We start from the raw sequence: 14952 nt of genomic DNA, 5'->3' as shown, positions 1-14952 counted from the left end.
GTTCCACTGCGCGCTGTCCCGGACGAGCTCCTGGCAGGGCAGATGACACGCTGTGTGCCATGGTGTTCATGATGGATTGGTGCCGGGACGGATGGTCTTGCGCAGTGCGACCCGGAGCGATTCGACGGTTTGTACTGTCTCGGCAAGGCTGCGGGTCAGGTCCGCGGCCCGGCTGTTCGATTCGGCGAGATCCGCGGTCGGCATTGCATTCTGTTGCTCCAGGCCCTGGATCGTGAACGGTCCACAGGTGGCCCGTGAGCAGCCGGGTTCGGTGATCTCGTCCAGGACGTTGCGGTGTTCGGCGGCGTGATCGGCGACCTTGCGCACGTCCGCGGCGTCCAAGCCGACGCGGCTGACACCCCATGCTTAGTGCTCGGCGGCACTTCAATGCCGACGGCTTCCAGGCGCTCTGCACAAGGTTGCCCGCCTGCGCCGAGGTTCACCCGGCGGACGCCCGCCGGGCTTTGACAAGGACCGGTACAGGGAACGCAACACCGTTGAGCGGGCGATCAACAAGCTGAAACAGTTCACAGCTGTCGCAACCCGTTATGACATGCGCGGATACGTCTTCCAGGGCACCGTCACCGACGCCTCAGTCCTCATCGGGCTTCGGTCATGACCGAAGAGACGGAGCCCTATGCCACCTCGGGCAGTCGGTCGAGGCGATCGCGGTGCACCGGGGTCATTTCGAGACATTCCGCAGCGAGGTTCTCCTCCAGGTGATCGATCCGGGCGGTACCGGGGATCGGGAGGATGACCGGGGAGCGGCCGAGGAGCCAGGCGAGGGCAACCTGCGTGGGGGTGGCGTCAACCTCGGCCGCCACGGCGGCGATCTCCGCCTTCGCCCCCGTCTCCCCCCAGGCGACAGGGCGCCACGGCAGGAACGCGATCCCTGCCGCTTCGCAGGCCGCGAGCACGGGCTCGTGCTCGCGGTCGAGCAGGTTGTATCGGTTCTGCACGCTCGCGACGTCGACAATCTCCCGTGCCTGATTGAGTTCGTCGACGGTGACCTCGGACAGCCCGATCCGGCCGATCTTGCCCTCGGTCCGCAGGTCCCGCAGCGTGCCCACCTGGTCGGCGAGCGGCGTCTCGCGGTCGATGCGGTGCAGCTGAAGCAGCTCGATCCGCTCGACGCGCAGTCGGCGCAGGGCCTGCTCGACCTGAGCGCGCAGGACAGGCGGCCGTCCATCGAGCTTCCACTCGCCGGAGGCGCCCGATCGGGCAACGCCAACCTTGGTAGTGATCAGCAGTCCATCCGGGTAGGGGTGCAAGGCCTCGGCCAGGAGTTCCTCGTTGGCTCCCCAGCCATACATATAGGCGGTGTCGATCAGCGTGACGCCCAGCTCGACGGCCCGCCGGGCGACCGCGAGAGAGGCCTCGTGGGCCGGCCCCGGTTCCGTCGGCAAGCGCATGGCCCCGAACCCCAGCCGCCGTACTTCCAGATCTCCGCCGATACAATACGCAGCCGATGTCACGTGTCTGTCTTCTCCCCCTCGCTCAAGGGCCAACGCTAACAGTGCAGTTGGCCAGACAACCGTCCACCGGCAAGAATCGGGCACCAACCAGGACAACAGCTATCTGATCGAAGAGACAAGTCCTAAGGCCAGTCCGAGGGAACCTGATGGGACCTGGTCCGGTGACGGCTACGGAAGTCGGCCAGCAACTCGTCGGTCGCCTCGGCCCCGGCGCTCACGGCGGCGTGGACGTCGCGGAAGTAGTTTTCGTAGCCGGCGGGGGTGTAGAGGCACAGGGCGCGTGCGGGGAGCGGGCCCGCATTGCGGAATCCGTGCGGGGTGCCGCGAGTGGCGGCGAGCAGATGTCCGGGGCCCGCCGTCACCTCGCCGTCTCCCGTGTGGAGGGTCAACTCGCCCTCAAGAACGTAGAAGTACTCGTCGTGTCCGTCGTGCACGTGTGGTCTGGCACCCATGGTGCCAGGGGCGAGGCTGAACTCCTCGAAGGCGAAGTGCCCGCCTGTGTGCTCGCTGGTGAGCCGGAAAAAGTGCGCGACACCGGCGACGTCTATGAGTTCACCGTCCTGGGGGCGGCGTAGCAACGGTCGGGCGGGAGTGCGGGCCTGCTGATCGGTCATGGAGGCATTGTGGCCCAGAGATGGCCCGGGGGCCTGAGCGGAGCCAGAGGCGTACGGCAGCAACGGTCACGGTGGCGTGGAAGACATGCGCTCGCTTGTCGAAGGGGGTGGCCACAGCCCGAAAGCCCTTGAGGGCGTTGATCGTTCGCTCTACTTCACTACGGTGCTTGTACATCGTGCGGTCGAAGCCTGCGGGCCGGTCACCCGCGCTGCCTCGGCGCTGGCGGTTGGCACGCTGGTCGCTGCGTTCGGGAATGGTGTGTTCGATCTGCTTGCGTCGCAGGTAGCGCCGATTGCGGCCTGGACCGTACGCCTAGAGCCTGTCCGGCCGATCATGTGACATGGGGTCGCAGCGCTCGTTGCTCCTGGTATGGAGCGGGGTGATCTGACAGATGCCGAGTGGGAACGGGTGCGCCCGTTCTTGCCGGTCAGCAATGGACGGTGTGGTCGGTGGCGCGATCACCGGCAGGTGATCGACGGTGTTCTTCACCGGATCCGAACCTGGGTGCACTGGCGCGATCTGCCCGAGCGGTACGGCCCGTGGAAGACGGTCTATGAACGACACCGGCTATGGTCGGCAGACGGCACGTGGGAGTATCTGCTTCAGCAGATCCAGGCCGTCGCCGATGCGGCTGGCCAGATCGACTGGGAGATCTCCGTCGACTCCACGGCCGTGCGTGCACACCAGCACGCTGCCGGTGCTCGCACCATGCCCCCGTCGCCGGTTCTCAAGGGGGACGCATGCAGCGAACTGGCGGGCGAAGCAGCCCGGCTGAGCTTGTGCGACCGTTTGGTGGAGGTGGCGCGCCAGGCGAGGGACTCGGCCGCTCACGGGGCGGGTTCACCACCAAGATCCACCTGAGTGCAGACGGACGCTGCAGACCACTCTCGCTCCTGATCACCCCCGGCCAGCGCGCCGACTGCACGCAACTGCAGGCGGTGCTGGAGAAGATCCGGGTACCGCGCTCCATCGGTCGGCCCCGGCACAAGCCCGACACGGTGGCCGCCGACAAGGCGTACAGCAACAGCCTCATTCGCCGCTACCTGCGGCGGCGACACATCCGCCACGCCATCCCGGAAAAGTCCGACTTTCGCGCCGCCCGCCTGCGCAAAGGAGCACGCGGCGGGCGGCCACCGAGGTTCGACGTCGAACGCTACAAGAAGCGCAACACCGTCGAACGCTGCATCAATCGGCTCAAGCAATTCCGGGCGGTGGCCACCCGGTATGACAGGCGCGGCTACGTCTACCTGGGCACCGCCACCCTGGCAGCCGTCGCCGTCTGGCTGCGCACATGAGGTCTGCGGCGCCTCAGCGCTTGCGCGCGGCCAGGATGGCGAAGGAGAGCAACTCGCCGCCGTCGATGGTGAGCACCTCGATCCGGGCCAGGTACTCGGCCAGGTTCTGCGGCCGGTGTTCCGCCAGGGCCCGCTCCCAGGCCAGCCAGTCACGCCAGCCGTGCTCCTGCAGGCGTGCGCAGGTCACGTCCACCAGTTTCGTGATCTCCCACTGGAAACGCCACCACTGCGGGGTGTGCCACGCCATCGCCTCCCACCCGAACAGCCTCTCGATGTGCGCCGGGATCGCGCCGAGCTCGCGCACCTCCCGGGTCATCCCCGGCGTGGCCACCCCCACCTGTCCGCCGGGGCGCAGGAACCGCAGCAGGTAGGGCAGGTAGGAGTCCGCGGTGCCGAAGTACTCGAACGCGTCAATGCTCACGATCGCGTCGAAGTACTCCTTCGCGAACGGCAGGGCATGCGCCTCGGCGTGTACGGCGGCGACCCGGTCGGCGACACCGGCCTCGGCGAACACCGCCGCGGCGTCCTCTGCCGCGATCCACCAGTCGGCGGCCACCACCTGCACCCCGAACTCCCTGGCCAGGAACACCGAGGTCGCGCCCTTGCCGCACCCGAGGTCCAGCACCCGCATCCCCGGCCTGAGCTCCAGTTCCCGGGCCAGGTCCTCCAGCATCCACAGCGGGTTCGGCCCCATCTCCAGATCGAGCAGCCACACCGGGTCGTACTTGGACGAGAGCGGATACCGCTCCGGGCGCACCAGATCCTCAATCGCCGTCACAACAGACAGACCCAAGCGGACCGCGGGCCTTCCCGCAACCGAATTACGAGGCACACCCACGGACCAGCACCCGGCCCAGCTGACGCCAAGATCGACCGGACAGGCTCTAGTAGTACTTCGTTACTTTGGGTGATCTCGGTTGATCGTGGGCAGCTTCCCGGAGTGAGGTTGGGGGAAGTGGAACGGCTCCGGGGCGAGTTGGCGGAGTTCGTTGCCGATGTATTCGGGTCGTTTCCGCGGCGGGATCAGCGGCGGTGGGGCGAGTGTTATCTGCGGGGGCTGATGCTCGACGGCCGGCGCAAGTCGATCCAGCCGATGGCCGAGCGTCTGCCGGACGGAAACATGCAGGCCCTGCAGCAGTTCGTGAACCAGTCGCCGTGGGATCCGCTTCCGGTCAGGCAGCGGATCGCCGAGCGGCTGTCCGCAGTTGTCAGGCCCGAGGTGTGGGTGATCGATGACGTGTCGTTCCCCAAGTGCGGGAAGGCGTCGGTCGGGGTGGCCCGCCAGTACTGCGGGGCGGTCGGCAAACGGGCGAACTGCCAGGTCGCGGTCAGTGTCCATGGCGCCACCGACACCGCCTCGTGCCCGCTGGAGTGGCAGTTGTATCTGCCGCGTGAGTGGACGGACGAGCCGGACCGATGCCGCAGGGCAGGAGTGCCCGACGACGTCGTCCACCGGGAGAAGTGGCGTCTCGCGCTCGGCCTCCTGGACACACTCGCCCAGTGGCAGTTGAAGGCGCCGGTCGTGGTCGCTGACGCCGGCTACGGCGTCAGCACCCCGTTCCGGCTCGGTCTCGAGGAACGGGGACTGTCCTATGTCCTGGCCCTGAACGGGAAGGAAGTCGCCCACCCCGAGGATGCCCAGCCGCACCAGCCTGCTTACGGCGGGCTCGGACCGCCTACCCTTCCCCGCTACCGCACGCCACCGCGAGCCGTCTGCGTCCTCGCAGCCCAGGCGGGTGCGGAGCGGTTCACCGAGGTGACCTGGAGGCAGGGCAGCAAAGGCGCGATGACCTCGCGGTTCGCGGTGCTGACAGTGCGGCCCGCGGGCAAGCAGTCCCTGGCCGCAGCTCAGGAGGCGGGCGGCGGCCGCAACCGGTGGGACGGCGTCCTGCCCCTCCAGACACTCCTCGTCGAATGGCCGGAGGGCCAGGACACTCCGACGGACTACTGGATATCGAACCTGCCCGCCACCACACCGGCCGCTGACCTGGTGCGGTGGGCCAAGATGCGCTGGCGGATCGAGCACGATTACCGCGAGCTCAAGCATGGCCTCGGACTGGACCACTTCGAGGGCCGCACCTGGCGCGGCTGGCACCACCACGTCACCCTCGTCACCGCCGCCCATGCATTCCTCGCCCTCAGGCGGCTCGACCCAAAAGTCCGCACACCGGCCTGACCCTCTACCAGGTCCTCGACGCCCTTCAGGACCTGCTGAGGTGCTGGACCGGTACCTGCACCACCTGCGGACGCCCCGGCCCAGCCCCCGAAGCAGCCACAGACAGCCCAGAACCTAACGAAGCACTACTAGTCGCCGCCCGGATGATCGGGCCGCGTGACGGGGTGGCCGCCTCGCCCGATCGAGCCCTTGGCCGAACAGGGCGTGGCTGTGGTGGGGTGTGTCTTTGGTGAAAGGGCTGGGGATTCTCAGGAATACGGCGTTACGGTCGCGGTCGGTGGAGGCCGCGCGAACGAGGGGACGGCAGGGAATGCTGGCTGAGGCGTTGACGGCACTGGCTGCGGCAGGGGGTACCGCTGTGGTGCAAGCAGCGGGAACCAGTACATGGCAGGGGCTCCAGCAGGCGGTGGCCCGGTGGTTCGGCCGTGACGACGCGAATGAGATGCGCATGGTGCTGAACCGGCTGGACCGCAGCGCGGATGCGCTTGCGGCTGCCGGCGACGGCGAGATCGATCTCGTCCGGCTCCGCGAACAGGCGGTATGGCAGGAGCGCTTCGGGGCGGTACTGGAGGGCCTGCGTGATCACGATCGGGAGCGCGCCGCCGAGGCGCTTCGTGCCCTGCTCGATGCCCACCCCGTCACCGGCACAGTGGCGACGCGAGATGGTGGACAGGCCATCGGCGGGAACGTGGAGATCCGAGCCGACCGTGGTTCTGTTGCTGCCTGGCAGGTAGGGGATGTGACGCTGGGAACCCCTCCGCCGCCGGGTTCGCAGCAGGGCTGAGCGAACCCGGCGCCGCGCAAGCCCTGCCCACCACCGCCCATACGGTCATTGCCGCTTTCGACGGAGGGTTGGCGGTAGGCCACGCCGACCAGGTCACCTATTACGCCGCGCCGACGGCCGCCGCTCCTGATGATCGTGCCTTCGCCCCCGACGCCCGGCTGGGTTCCTATCTGCAAGCTGCTGTGCGCGCCGCCGATCACCATCCCTACCCCGGCCTCACCGATGCCGCTTCCTCGCCACCACTGACCGAGCTCTACGTACACCAACAGGCCCAGGCCTGTCCCCAACGCGCCATCGCCACCGCCGATTTGGAGTCCGATGCCCACTCGTCGGCCCAGTACGGCTGGTCAACGCAACCGGTGCCCGCTGAGAGCATCTTCGCGGGCGACAGCCGGGTCCGGGTACTACTGGCCGGCGCAGGCGGCGGCAAATCGACCCTACTGCGGCGCCATCTGGCCGACTCGGCCAACCAATGGCTGCGCGACGAGGGAAGCGACCGAGGAAGCAACACAGGAAGCGGCCAAGGAAGCGAGGAGCAACGCGACCAACGCCGCCCGGCAGTTCCTGTTCTGATCCGCGCCACCTCCCTTGTCGGCACCGCCCTCCTGGCCCAGGCCCTGGCAACTGCCGTGACGGAAGAACTCGGCCCCTTCGGGCTCCGCGAAGCGCTGCCGGAGGACTTCTTCCGCCGCTGCCCCTCTCCACTGGCGCCCTGGCTGGTGATGGTCGACGGCCTCGACGAGGTCCCCAACCTCGCCACCCGTGTCGCCCTGCTGGAACGACTGGCCCGAGAGGCCGAAACCGAGCCCCTGCTGTATCGGTTCATCGTGGCGACCCGACCACTGCCGGGCAGGGAACTCGACCGGCTGGGTCCCTCCGTCTCCCGTCTTGAGCTGCGTCCCTTCAGCCCTCCCGAACTGCACGAGTACGCCACGAAATGCTTCCGCGATCTGCCCGGCGCGGACCAGCACACCTCGGCATTCACGAGCGAACTCAAACGCTCCTGCCTCGATGACTTGGCCCGCACCCCTCTGATCGCCTCCATGCTGTGCCAGCTCTACGCGGCCGACCCCTCCAAACCCCTCCCCGAGGGTCGCACCGGTGCCTACCGGTCGTTCGTGGAGCTGCTCTACGAGCAGAACACCCACAAGAGCATCGCGAAGACTCATACGGAGGTGATCCTTGCCCTGAAGGACCGTCACCAGATCCCCCGGGACAGCCAGGCCGCCGAGCACGCCGCTCAACTGGTCCGCAATCAGCTGGCTGAGCTGATCGACCACCTGGCCCACGAGAGGATCAACGGGAACACGGCCCCGACCGTCGAGATCCTGGCCAGCCACCTGTCCGTCCGGCGCCCGGACAAGATCAAGGGACCGCTGTGGAACGCCTTCCTGAGCGATCTCCTGCGTCCCACCGGGCTGTTGGCCGAACGCGCGGGTGACTTCGACTTCTTCCACCAGACCCTCCTCGAGTACCACGCCGCCCGCCATGCCACCCGCGACGAAGACGCGCGCACCCAGCTGCTCCATCGCCTGTTCCCCCGTCTTCACGCGCCCGAGAGCGGTTACTGGGTGCCACCGGGCCTGGACCCGTCCTACCTCGGCTTCCTGCTCGACGGACTCCTCACGCCCGACGACCACGTGAGGGCCGACACGATCCGAGCCCTGGAGCACCTCTCACGTCGCGGACGGGAACCCGCCTACTCGTTCCTCCTGAAGCAGATACAGCTGAGGACCGTGCTTCCTCCGGAGGACACCGCACGTCAGCTCGCGCGATTCGCCGACGGTGACACCCTGCTCGACCCCAACGCCCGCGCGGGGGCCGCTCGGACTCTGGCCGGGATGTACGGCCACCGGGAGCAGGGGGTGGAGCTCCTTGCCCGTCTCGCGGGCGACACCACTCTGCGGGACGCGCTGATGGACCATCCCCAGCGCCTGCACGGCTACCAGCACCGCTGGGACGTGGGCATCGCCCGTGTGAGGGCGGCCTTCGCTCTGGCCAAGCTTGGCGACGAACGTGCGGCAGGACTACTCGCCGACCTCGCCCACGACGGCACTGTGCGCGATGCCCGCCTGCAAGCCGCTCTCGCCCTCGCCACGATGAACGGTCATCGGAAGGAAGGCACTGACCTGCTGGCCCGCTTCGTCACTGACACCTCTTGGGAGAGCAAGCAGCGAGTCACGGCGGCAAGGGCCCTGGCCGCTCTCGGTGACGGACGCGCGGTCAGACTGCTTGCCCTCCTCGCAGTCAGCACCACCGTGAATCCCTTCCAGCGCGCGACGGCCGCCCTGCGCCTGGCCGGAATGGACGGTCACCAGGAGGAGGGGACCGCACTCCTCGCCCGCCTCGCCTCCGCCGGGCGTGGCATCGAGCGCGTGAGTGCCGCCTGGGCTCGGGCGAAGCTGGGTGACGAGCGTGCGGCCGGGCTGCTGGCGGATCTTGCTGCGAACGCCTCTCTCGGCGGAGTACGCCGGGACGCAGCCCTGGCCCTGGCCCTTCTCGGAGACGAACGTGCCGCCGGGCTGCTGGCCCACTTCCACGACGCGGAGACGGCCAGGGCCTTGGCGCGGATGGACGGTCACCGGGAGGAGGGGGTCGCACTCCTCGCCCGCCTCGCCTCCACCGGAGGGAGCTTCGACCGCCTGACTGCCGCCATTTACCTGGCCAACCTCGATCACGGACGCGCCGCCGAAGTGCTCACTCGCTTCACCGCCAACACCCGTATGGAACCCTTCCATCGCGTGAAAGCCGCTTGGATCCTGTACCGACTGGCCGGGCACGCCGAAGAGGGAGCCGCCCTGCTCGCTGCCCTCGCCGCCGACCCCACAATGGGCGGTATTCGCGAGCACGCCACCGAGGCCCTGACCCACATCGGGGGGATTAGCGACGCCTTCCCGGACCGGCGAACTCAGTAGCTCTTTTGATCCCTGGCAGTGATGTGGGTACCGGCTGGTCACCGTCGCCGCGGTGACGAGCAGGCCGTACTTCGTGTGAAACAGGTGGCCCCGGGGAGAGCCCGCGCCTGCCGAGTGGCGCGCCGAGAGTCGTACCTGAGGGCTGCTGTCGCACGGAACCCGGCCGTGCACCGCAGCGTCCGACATACGCACCACAAGAGATCCGACTCTCAGTACGCGCCGAGCCCGTGGACGGCCCCTGCTGGACAACTGCACTGGTGGGCCCGGTGCCGCCGTTCCTAGACTTGGAGCGGAAGCCCGGCCTCTGGCGGTGTGCCCGGTGCGGGAAGGCGGTGGCACTCCATGCCGTACGTCGTTGTGAGTGCGCTCAGCCATCCCGGGCTGCGCCGCGAACGGAACGAGGACAGTCTCGTCATCGGGCCGTGGATTCTGTGCGCCGCCGTGACTGCGAATCCGCAGACCCTGGTCTTCCCGCTCGGGACGCCTCTCGTCGTCGCCGTCGCCGACGGTCTCGGCGGGCAGCCCGGCGGGGACGTGGCCAGCGCCCTGGTCGTGCGCCGGATCGCGTCGATCGGTCCCGCCCTGAGTAGCGAGGAGGCCGTCCGTGACGCCTTGAGTGCCTGCAACCGTGCCGTGTACGAGGCTGCCGGCGGCGACGAGGGAAACGGGCCCGTCACCATGGGGACGACGGTCGCCGGCGTCGTCGTACAGCCCGGCTCGCTGCTGGTGTTCAACGTGGGCGACAGCCGGGTCTTCGCGGCCCCCCGCGACGGGCTGCGTCAGGTGAGCGTCGACGACAGCCCTCGGCTCGAACCCGGGCAGCGCACCACGTTCCTCGTGACCCAGTGCCTGGGCGGTACCTCCGGCTACCGTGCCATCCACCCCCATGTGAGCGCAGCGTCCCTCTCGTCGGGCGACCGCTACCTCATCTGCACCGATGGTCTGACCGACCCGGTGACAACGGATGTGCTCGATGAGGTGATGCGCGAGCACGACGACGGCATGGCGGTCTTCGAGCTGGGGAAGGCCGCCATCGCGGCGGGCGGCCCCGACAACATCACGCTGGCGGTCGTACGCGTCGCGGACGAGTAGGATGGGCCCCTGCCGCTTCTTTCGTCCTGGATGCCGGCGTGCCGGTCGACGGGATGGGGGAGTCATGTGTCGGCATCCTTGCTTGGCCGGCCGTCCCGGGCCCGGGTTGCTGGCGCATCCGGAGTACACAGGGGTGCGGGCGGTGCTCATGCGAGGCGACGTGAGCGGGGAGGACCGGCCGAAGACCCTACGTCCTCGTGCACCTGCCGATCATGGGTACGGACCCCGACGGCGGCCACTCAGTCACGCCGGCCCAGACCCTCGCCCTGGTCGACGGCCTTCCCCCGTCGCGAGCTGCCCCGCGATTCGTCGCCGACCCGGCGCCATGCCTCAGGTGTTGTCTGTTCTGTCCCCAGGGCACGGAGACCTTCCGTAGTCATCGGCACTTCCGCACGAGCGGCGTGCTGAGCAACGGGCCGACGCGGACCGGCTGACAACTGCTGACGGAATCGGATGGTTTGTCTTCAGCGGCCACGACCGGGGCCCCGTACATGGGTCAATGATCGGTCACGAGTAGCCGGTAACCAACGTCGATGGTTTCCAGCGCAAGCAACTCGGCGTGACGGGTATGCCAGCGGTTGGTCCGCAGGTCGTCCGCGAGTTGAGTCAGGCCGGGTGTGATGGTGTCCTCGCTGGTCTGGGCCAGCATGGAAATCCCCGCGCGTACCTGCGGGTCGAGGTAGGCGTGGGGGCGACGCCAGTATGCGGCGCCGAATCCGTCCGTGCAGTCGTGGGGGACCCAGACCGGTTCCTGGCGCCCCCCGCCGAGCAGGTCAAGCAGGTGGTCGGTCGGGATGGCGCGGGCGTCGTCGAACGCGGCTGCCTCCGGAAGGTAGTCGCGTACGAGCCAGAACCGTTCGCGGAAGATGTGCTGGTCCCAGGTCAGGATGACGATGCGGGAGCGGGCAACCCTGCGCAGTTCGCTGATTCCGGCTGTCAGGTCGGTCCAGTGGTGGACGGTCAGCAGTGCCATGACGGCGTCGGCGGCGTTGTCCCGCAGTGGGAGGTTTTCTGCGACCGCCTGCACGGCGGGCGCGGATCTCTGGGGACGCTGGGCGATCATGACCTGGCTGGGCTCGATCGCGAGGACCGTCCGCGGTGGTTCGTACGAACCGGTGCCCGCTCCGACGTTGATCACGTCCGTGACGTTCCCGAGTGCAGCATGGATTTGCGCGGCGATCCGCGAATCAGGCTGTCGTGTCCGGGCATACGTTGTGCCGAGCGCGTCATAGGTGGCCATGCCAGTCAGTATGCAAAGAGGGCATGATCCCGGGCTCGCCTTTGCGCGAAGCCGCGCGGCCGCTGTGGAAGTTCGGAGTCGGCCGTGCAAGGAGTGCGCCGGTTGCCGTGAGGCCGACTCTCATTGACGCGGCTCAAGCATCGTGTTGGTGCTTATGACCAGCGCCTGGAGCCGAGTGCCTGCTCCCTGGTCCGGGCGGAGTGCTGGGGCCGCGGTGGCGGGTGCGTTTGTGCCCGAAGCTGCGTTGGCGGTGGTGAGGGCGGCGATGGTGTGCGGGAAGACGGGCCGAGGACGCGGCGGGGCGGTCCCGCCGCGTCACCAGGTCAGCGGCGCAGCGCCGCCACGCCCGCGGCGGCGAACTTCTCGTCCAGTTCGCCGGAGGGCGCGCCTGCGACGCCGATTCCGGCGACCGGGGCGCCCTTGTCGGTGACGGGCGCACCGCCCGCGAGGAACAGCGTGCCGGGGATGTCCTTCAGGTTCGGCGTCTGCTCCAGGCGCTTGGCGAGCTCGGAGGTGGGTGCGTTCCAAGAGACGGCCGTGTACGCCTTGCGCTGCGCGGACTCGTACGACTGCGGGCCCGCGCCGTCGCCGCGGAGGGTGACGATGGTGTTGCCGTTGCGGTCGACGACCGCGACGGTGACCTTCTGGTGCTCCTTCTCGGCGGCGTCCAGCGCCGCCTGGGCGGCGTCGACGGCGGCGTCGACCGTCAGGTGGGTGGACGTGGTGGTGCTGCTGCTCGTCACGTTCGCCACGGCAGCGGCCGCGGTGGGAGCGGACGACGAGGCGTTGGCGGACACCGTGCCGAACGTGGCCGCGGTGACGGCGGCGATCACGGCACCGCCGGTGGCGATGCGGGCGCGGCGGGACAGCTTCTTCATGAGGTCGACTCCTGGTAGGGGAGGGCGGTCGCTTCTTCCGCTCTCAAGCCTGAGCCCGCATGCGGCCCGGTCCGGTCGGCGTTCCGGCTTGTGACTGACTGCCGACCGGCCGACCATCGGGTCATCCGATCGGTTGACCCAGGGGCGCTCGTGACTGGCGACAATGGGAGTGTTTGGCCAGACCGGAGCGGTGGAGGAGGTGCACGACATGCACGCGGGCGCGGAACGGGCGTACGACAGGGGTGCGGGCACGGACCGGGCGTACGACGCGGACAGCCGTTGGCTCGGCGCCGTGATGCATGTGGCGTTCTTCCTTCTGCTCGGCGGCGCCCTCGCCCGCTTCCTGCTGCGCCACCCCGGAGAGGCCCGCACGCCGTGGATCATCGCGCTCTCCGTCGTCCTGGCGCTGCTCTACGTCATCCCGTCCTCGGGCGCCGCTGGTGCGATGGGGCGCTGGGCGGCGCCGTTTGACCGGGAAGCCACGCCGGACGGCCCTACGGGGGGACCCACCGCGCTGGGACTCGGCAGGCTGGCCCTCGTCGTCGTGGTGTGGATGGTCCTCGTGGTGCTCGCGCCCAGCTTCGCCTGGTGCGCGGTACCGCTCTTCTACACGGGTCTGCGCATGCTGCCGACCCGTGCCGCCCTCGTGCTGGTGATGGTCCTGACGCTCTTCGTGGTCGCCGCGCAGCTCCGCCTCGCAGGCCGCTTCGACCCGAATCTGCTGCTCGCCCCGCCGGCTGTCACCGCGATCGCCACCGCCGTCTTCCTTCAGATGGAACGGCAGACCGCACGTCAGCGCGCCCTCATCGACGACCTGATCCGCACCCGCCGTGAGCTGGCCGCCTCAGAACGCCGCGAGGGGACGCTCGCCGAGCGACAGCGCCTGTCGATGGAGATCCACGACACGCTTGCCCAGGGACTGTCGAGCCAGCAGATGCTGCTCCAGGCCGCCGACCGGATGTGGGACTCCGACCCGGCCAAGGCACGTGCGCATGTGCGCACGGCCGAGTCCGTCACCGAGCACAACCTCACCGAGGCACGCCGTTTTGTCCATGACCTGGCGCCGGCCGACCTCGCCCGCGGCAGTACTCTCGACGATGCGCTGCGCGCCCTGGCCGCCCGTGAGTCCGGTGACCGGCTCACCGTCCGCGTCCACGTCGACGGCCGCGCGCCCCGGCTGCCGGAGCGGGTCCGGTCCGCCCTGCTGCGCATCGCCCAGGGCGCCCTGGCCAACGTACGGGAGCATTCCGGTGCGCGTACGGCCACGCTCACCCTCACGCTCCTCGAGGACCAGGTCGTCCTGGACATCGCCGACGACGGCTGCGGCTTCACCCCGGCGGACCTGCCCACGTCCGCGTTCGGTGTCCGCGGCCACGGGGTGCCCGCGATGCGCGCCCGGGCGAGCCAGCTCGGCGGCACCCTGACCATCGAGTCCGTCCCCGGCGAGGGGGCCGTCCTGTCCGCCGCGATCCCCCTGGAGCCGCCCCGATGACCGGCGCGACCGACGAGTCCCGTCCCGTCCGCATCCTGCTGTGCGACGACCACGCCGTCGTACGTGCGGGACTCCTTGCCCTGCTCGACAGCGCCCCGGGTATCGAGGTTGTCGGCGAGGCGGGCACCGGGGAGGAGGCCCTCGCCCTGACCTCGAAGCTCGACCCGGACGTGGTGCTGATGGACCTCCAGCTCGGTGACGGCATCGACGGCGTGGAGACCACCCGCCGTCTCACCTCTGTCACCGGCGACGCTCCGCACGTTCTCGTCCTCACGACGTACGACACCGACGCCGATATCACGCGCGCCATCGAGGCGGGCGCGACCGGTTACCTGCTGAAGGCCGAGCGACCGGAGGAACTGTTCGCCGCGATCCATGCCGCCGCACAGGGCCGCACGACGCTCTCGGCCCCGGTCGCCAGCCGCGTGATGGCCAACCTGCGCAGCCCACGTCCCACTCTCACCGACCGCGAGCGCGACATCCTCGCGCAGCTCGCGCAGGGCCTCGGCAACCGCGAGATCGCGAAAGCCCTGTTCATCAGTGAGGCGACGGTGAAGACCCATCTCGGACGGATCTACGACAAGCTCGGCGTCGACACGCGGGCGGGCGCGGTGGCGGTGGCGAAGGAAAAGCGCCTGCTGCCGTGAGACGGCCCGGCCCCACCGGCCGATAGCGCTGCCGCCCGCGCTTTCGGTGTCGGCTCGGGGTGGGGCCGCGGATGGGCTCGCGTACTGCTCAGCTGCGGTGACCCGGCGATGGTCACCGCCCATGGCACAGAGCAGATCGGGTACATCGTTGAGCCCGGGGGCGAGCGTGCGCCGGCCTTGCCGCTCGGTCCAACCCCGCCCGAGCGGGGTTCCGGCTGCTGTCACGGATGACCAAGGCCCCTTCGAGGGCAGGGGAGTTGCCATGGACGCTCTGAGGCCTTGCTTCAGGGAGCCGAGCGGGTGTCGAGAAGACCGTCACTGCGCTCAAGCGCAGCTCCTCTCA

Annotated in this window: 13 protein-coding genes and 2 pseudogenes; 8 read left to right on the top strand and 7 right to left on the bottom strand. The window is 69.1% G+C overall.

The genetic code is table 11. From position 1 onward, the window contains the following. Positions 1-66: 66 nt before the first annotated feature. Entirely contained in the window at positions 67-342 is a 276-nt protein-coding gene (locus IEY95_RS17070; protein ID WP_189186863.1) for a hypothetical protein, read from the bottom strand. 82 nt (positions 343-424) lie between these two features. Between IEY95_RS17070 and IEY95_RS17065 the strand changes: the two are divergent. Beyond that, positions 425-553, top strand: a pseudogene (locus IEY95_RS17065) (IS5/IS1182 family transposase); the annotation flags it as partial. 82 nt (positions 554-635) lie between these two features. On the opposite strand, the gene IEY95_RS17060 reads toward IEY95_RS17065, so the two are convergent. From IEY95_RS17060 to IEY95_RS17050, 3 genes and pseudogenes are all read right to left on the bottom strand, one after another. Continuing rightward, positions 636-1475, bottom strand: coding sequence for an aldo/keto reductase (locus tag IEY95_RS17060; protein ID WP_189186862.1), 840 nt, complete (start codon positions 1473-1475; stop codon positions 636-638). Between the two features lie 122 nt (positions 1476-1597). Then, positions 1598-2089 (bottom strand): cupin domain-containing protein, encoded by a 492-nt coding sequence (locus IEY95_RS17055; RefSeq protein WP_189186861.1) that lies wholly within the window; start codon positions 2087-2089, stop codon positions 1598-1600. 37 nt (positions 2090-2126) lie between these two features. Continuing rightward, positions 2127-2402, bottom strand: a pseudogene (locus IEY95_RS17050) (transposase); the annotation flags it as partial. Between the two features lie 57 nt (positions 2403-2459). On the opposite strand from IEY95_RS17050, the gene IEY95_RS17045 reads away from it, so the two are divergent. Then, positions 2460-3385 (top strand): IS5 family transposase gene (locus IEY95_RS17045; protein ID WP_373294477.1). Its coding sequence is split into 2 segments (ribosomal slippage): positions 2460-2796 and positions 2796-3385, totalling 927 coding nucleotides; the frame shifts between segments, so codons are not numbered across the junction. A gap of 13 nt (positions 3386-3398) precedes the next feature. Here IEY95_RS17045 and IEY95_RS17040 read toward each other — a convergent pair. Continuing rightward, positions 3399-4163, bottom strand: a complete 765-nt coding sequence (locus IEY95_RS17040; RefSeq protein WP_229703042.1) for an SAM-dependent methyltransferase — start codon at positions 4161-4163, stop codon at positions 3399-3401. Between the two features lie 162 nt (positions 4164-4325). Between IEY95_RS17040 and IEY95_RS17035 the strand changes: the two genes are divergently transcribed. The 4 genes from IEY95_RS17035 (at position 4326) to IEY95_RS17020 (ending at position 10352) form a co-directional block, all read left to right on the top strand. Continuing rightward, positions 4326-5561, top strand: coding sequence for an IS701 family transposase (locus IEY95_RS17035; RefSeq protein WP_189186860.1), 1236 nt, complete (start codon positions 4326-4328; stop codon positions 5559-5561). A gap of 310 nt (positions 5562-5871) precedes the next feature. Then, entirely contained in the window at positions 5872-6345 is a 474-nt protein-coding gene (locus tag IEY95_RS17030; RefSeq protein WP_189186859.1) for a hypothetical protein, read from the top strand. Between the two features lie 68 nt (positions 6346-6413). Beyond that, on the top strand, positions 6414-9260 hold the full coding sequence (locus IEY95_RS17025) for an NACHT domain-containing protein (RefSeq protein ID WP_189186858.1): 2847 nt from the start codon (positions 6414-6416) through the stop codon (positions 9258-9260). A 342-nt stretch (positions 9261-9602) separates the two neighbouring features. After that, positions 9603-10352, top strand: coding sequence for a PP2C family protein-serine/threonine phosphatase (locus tag IEY95_RS17020; RefSeq protein ID WP_189186857.1), 750 nt, complete (start codon positions 9603-9605; stop codon positions 10350-10352). A 496-nt stretch (positions 10353-10848) separates the two neighbouring features. Here IEY95_RS17020 and IEY95_RS17015 read toward each other — a convergent pair whose 3' ends face one another. Continuing rightward, positions 10849-11592 carry a class I SAM-dependent methyltransferase gene (locus IEY95_RS17015; RefSeq protein ID WP_189186856.1) on the bottom strand — a complete coding sequence of 248 codons (744 nt, stop codon included), beginning with the start codon at positions 11590-11592 and terminating at the stop codon, positions 10849-10851. 323 nt (positions 11593-11915) lie between these two features. Then, positions 11916-12470, bottom strand: a complete 555-nt coding sequence (locus tag IEY95_RS17010) for a GlcG/HbpS family heme-binding protein (RefSeq protein ID WP_189186855.1) — start codon at positions 12468-12470, stop codon at positions 11916-11918. 208 nt (positions 12471-12678) lie between these two features. Here IEY95_RS17010 and IEY95_RS17005 point away from each other — a divergent pair, with 208 nt between their 5' ends. Then, complete coding sequence (locus IEY95_RS17005) at positions 12679-13962, top strand: sensor histidine kinase (RefSeq protein WP_189186953.1); 1284 nt, start codon at positions 12679-12681, stop codon at positions 13960-13962. Continuing rightward, a complete protein-coding gene (locus tag IEY95_RS17000; protein WP_189186854.1) occupies positions 13959-14609 on the top strand; it encodes a response regulator in 651 nt (216 codons plus the stop codon). Before IEY95_RS17005 ends, IEY95_RS17000 begins: the two co-directional genes overlap by 4 nt. Positions 14610-14952 lie beyond the last annotated feature (343 nt).

It is taken from the genome of Streptomyces albiflavescens, assembly GCF_014645835.1.
Lineage (GTDB): Bacteria > Actinomycetota > Actinomycetes > Streptomycetales > Streptomycetaceae > Streptomyces > Streptomyces albiflavescens.
This window is presented reverse-complemented; position numbering and strand designations above follow the sequence as displayed.

Excerpts from the sequence above, each read along its gene's own strand:
- IEY95_RS17055 (WP_189186861.1), bottom strand. The coding sequence starts at position 2,089 with ATGACCGATCAGCAGGCCCGCACTCCCGCCCGACCGTTGCTACGCCGC.
- IEY95_RS17030 (WP_189186859.1), top strand. The coding sequence starts at position 5,872 with ATGCTGGCTGAGGCGTTGACGGCACTGGCTGCGGCAGGGGGTACCGCT.
- IEY95_RS17020 (WP_189186857.1), top strand. The coding sequence starts at position 9,603 with ATGCCGTACGTCGTTGTGAGTGCGCTCAGCCATCCCGGGCTGCGCCGC.
- IEY95_RS17015 (WP_189186856.1), bottom strand. The coding sequence starts at position 11,592 with ATGGCCACCTATGACGCGCTCGGCACAACGTATGCCCGGACACGACAG.
- IEY95_RS17010 (WP_189186855.1), bottom strand. The coding sequence starts at position 12,470 with ATGAAGAAGCTGTCCCGCCGCGCCCGCATCGCCACCGGCGGTGCCGTG.
- IEY95_RS17005 (WP_189186953.1), top strand. The coding sequence starts at position 12,679 with ATGCACGCGGGCGCGGAACGGGCGTACGACAGGGGTGCGGGCACGGAC.
- IEY95_RS17000 (WP_189186854.1), top strand. The coding sequence starts at position 13,959 with ATGACCGGCGCGACCGACGAGTCCCGTCCCGTCCGCATCCTGCTGTGC.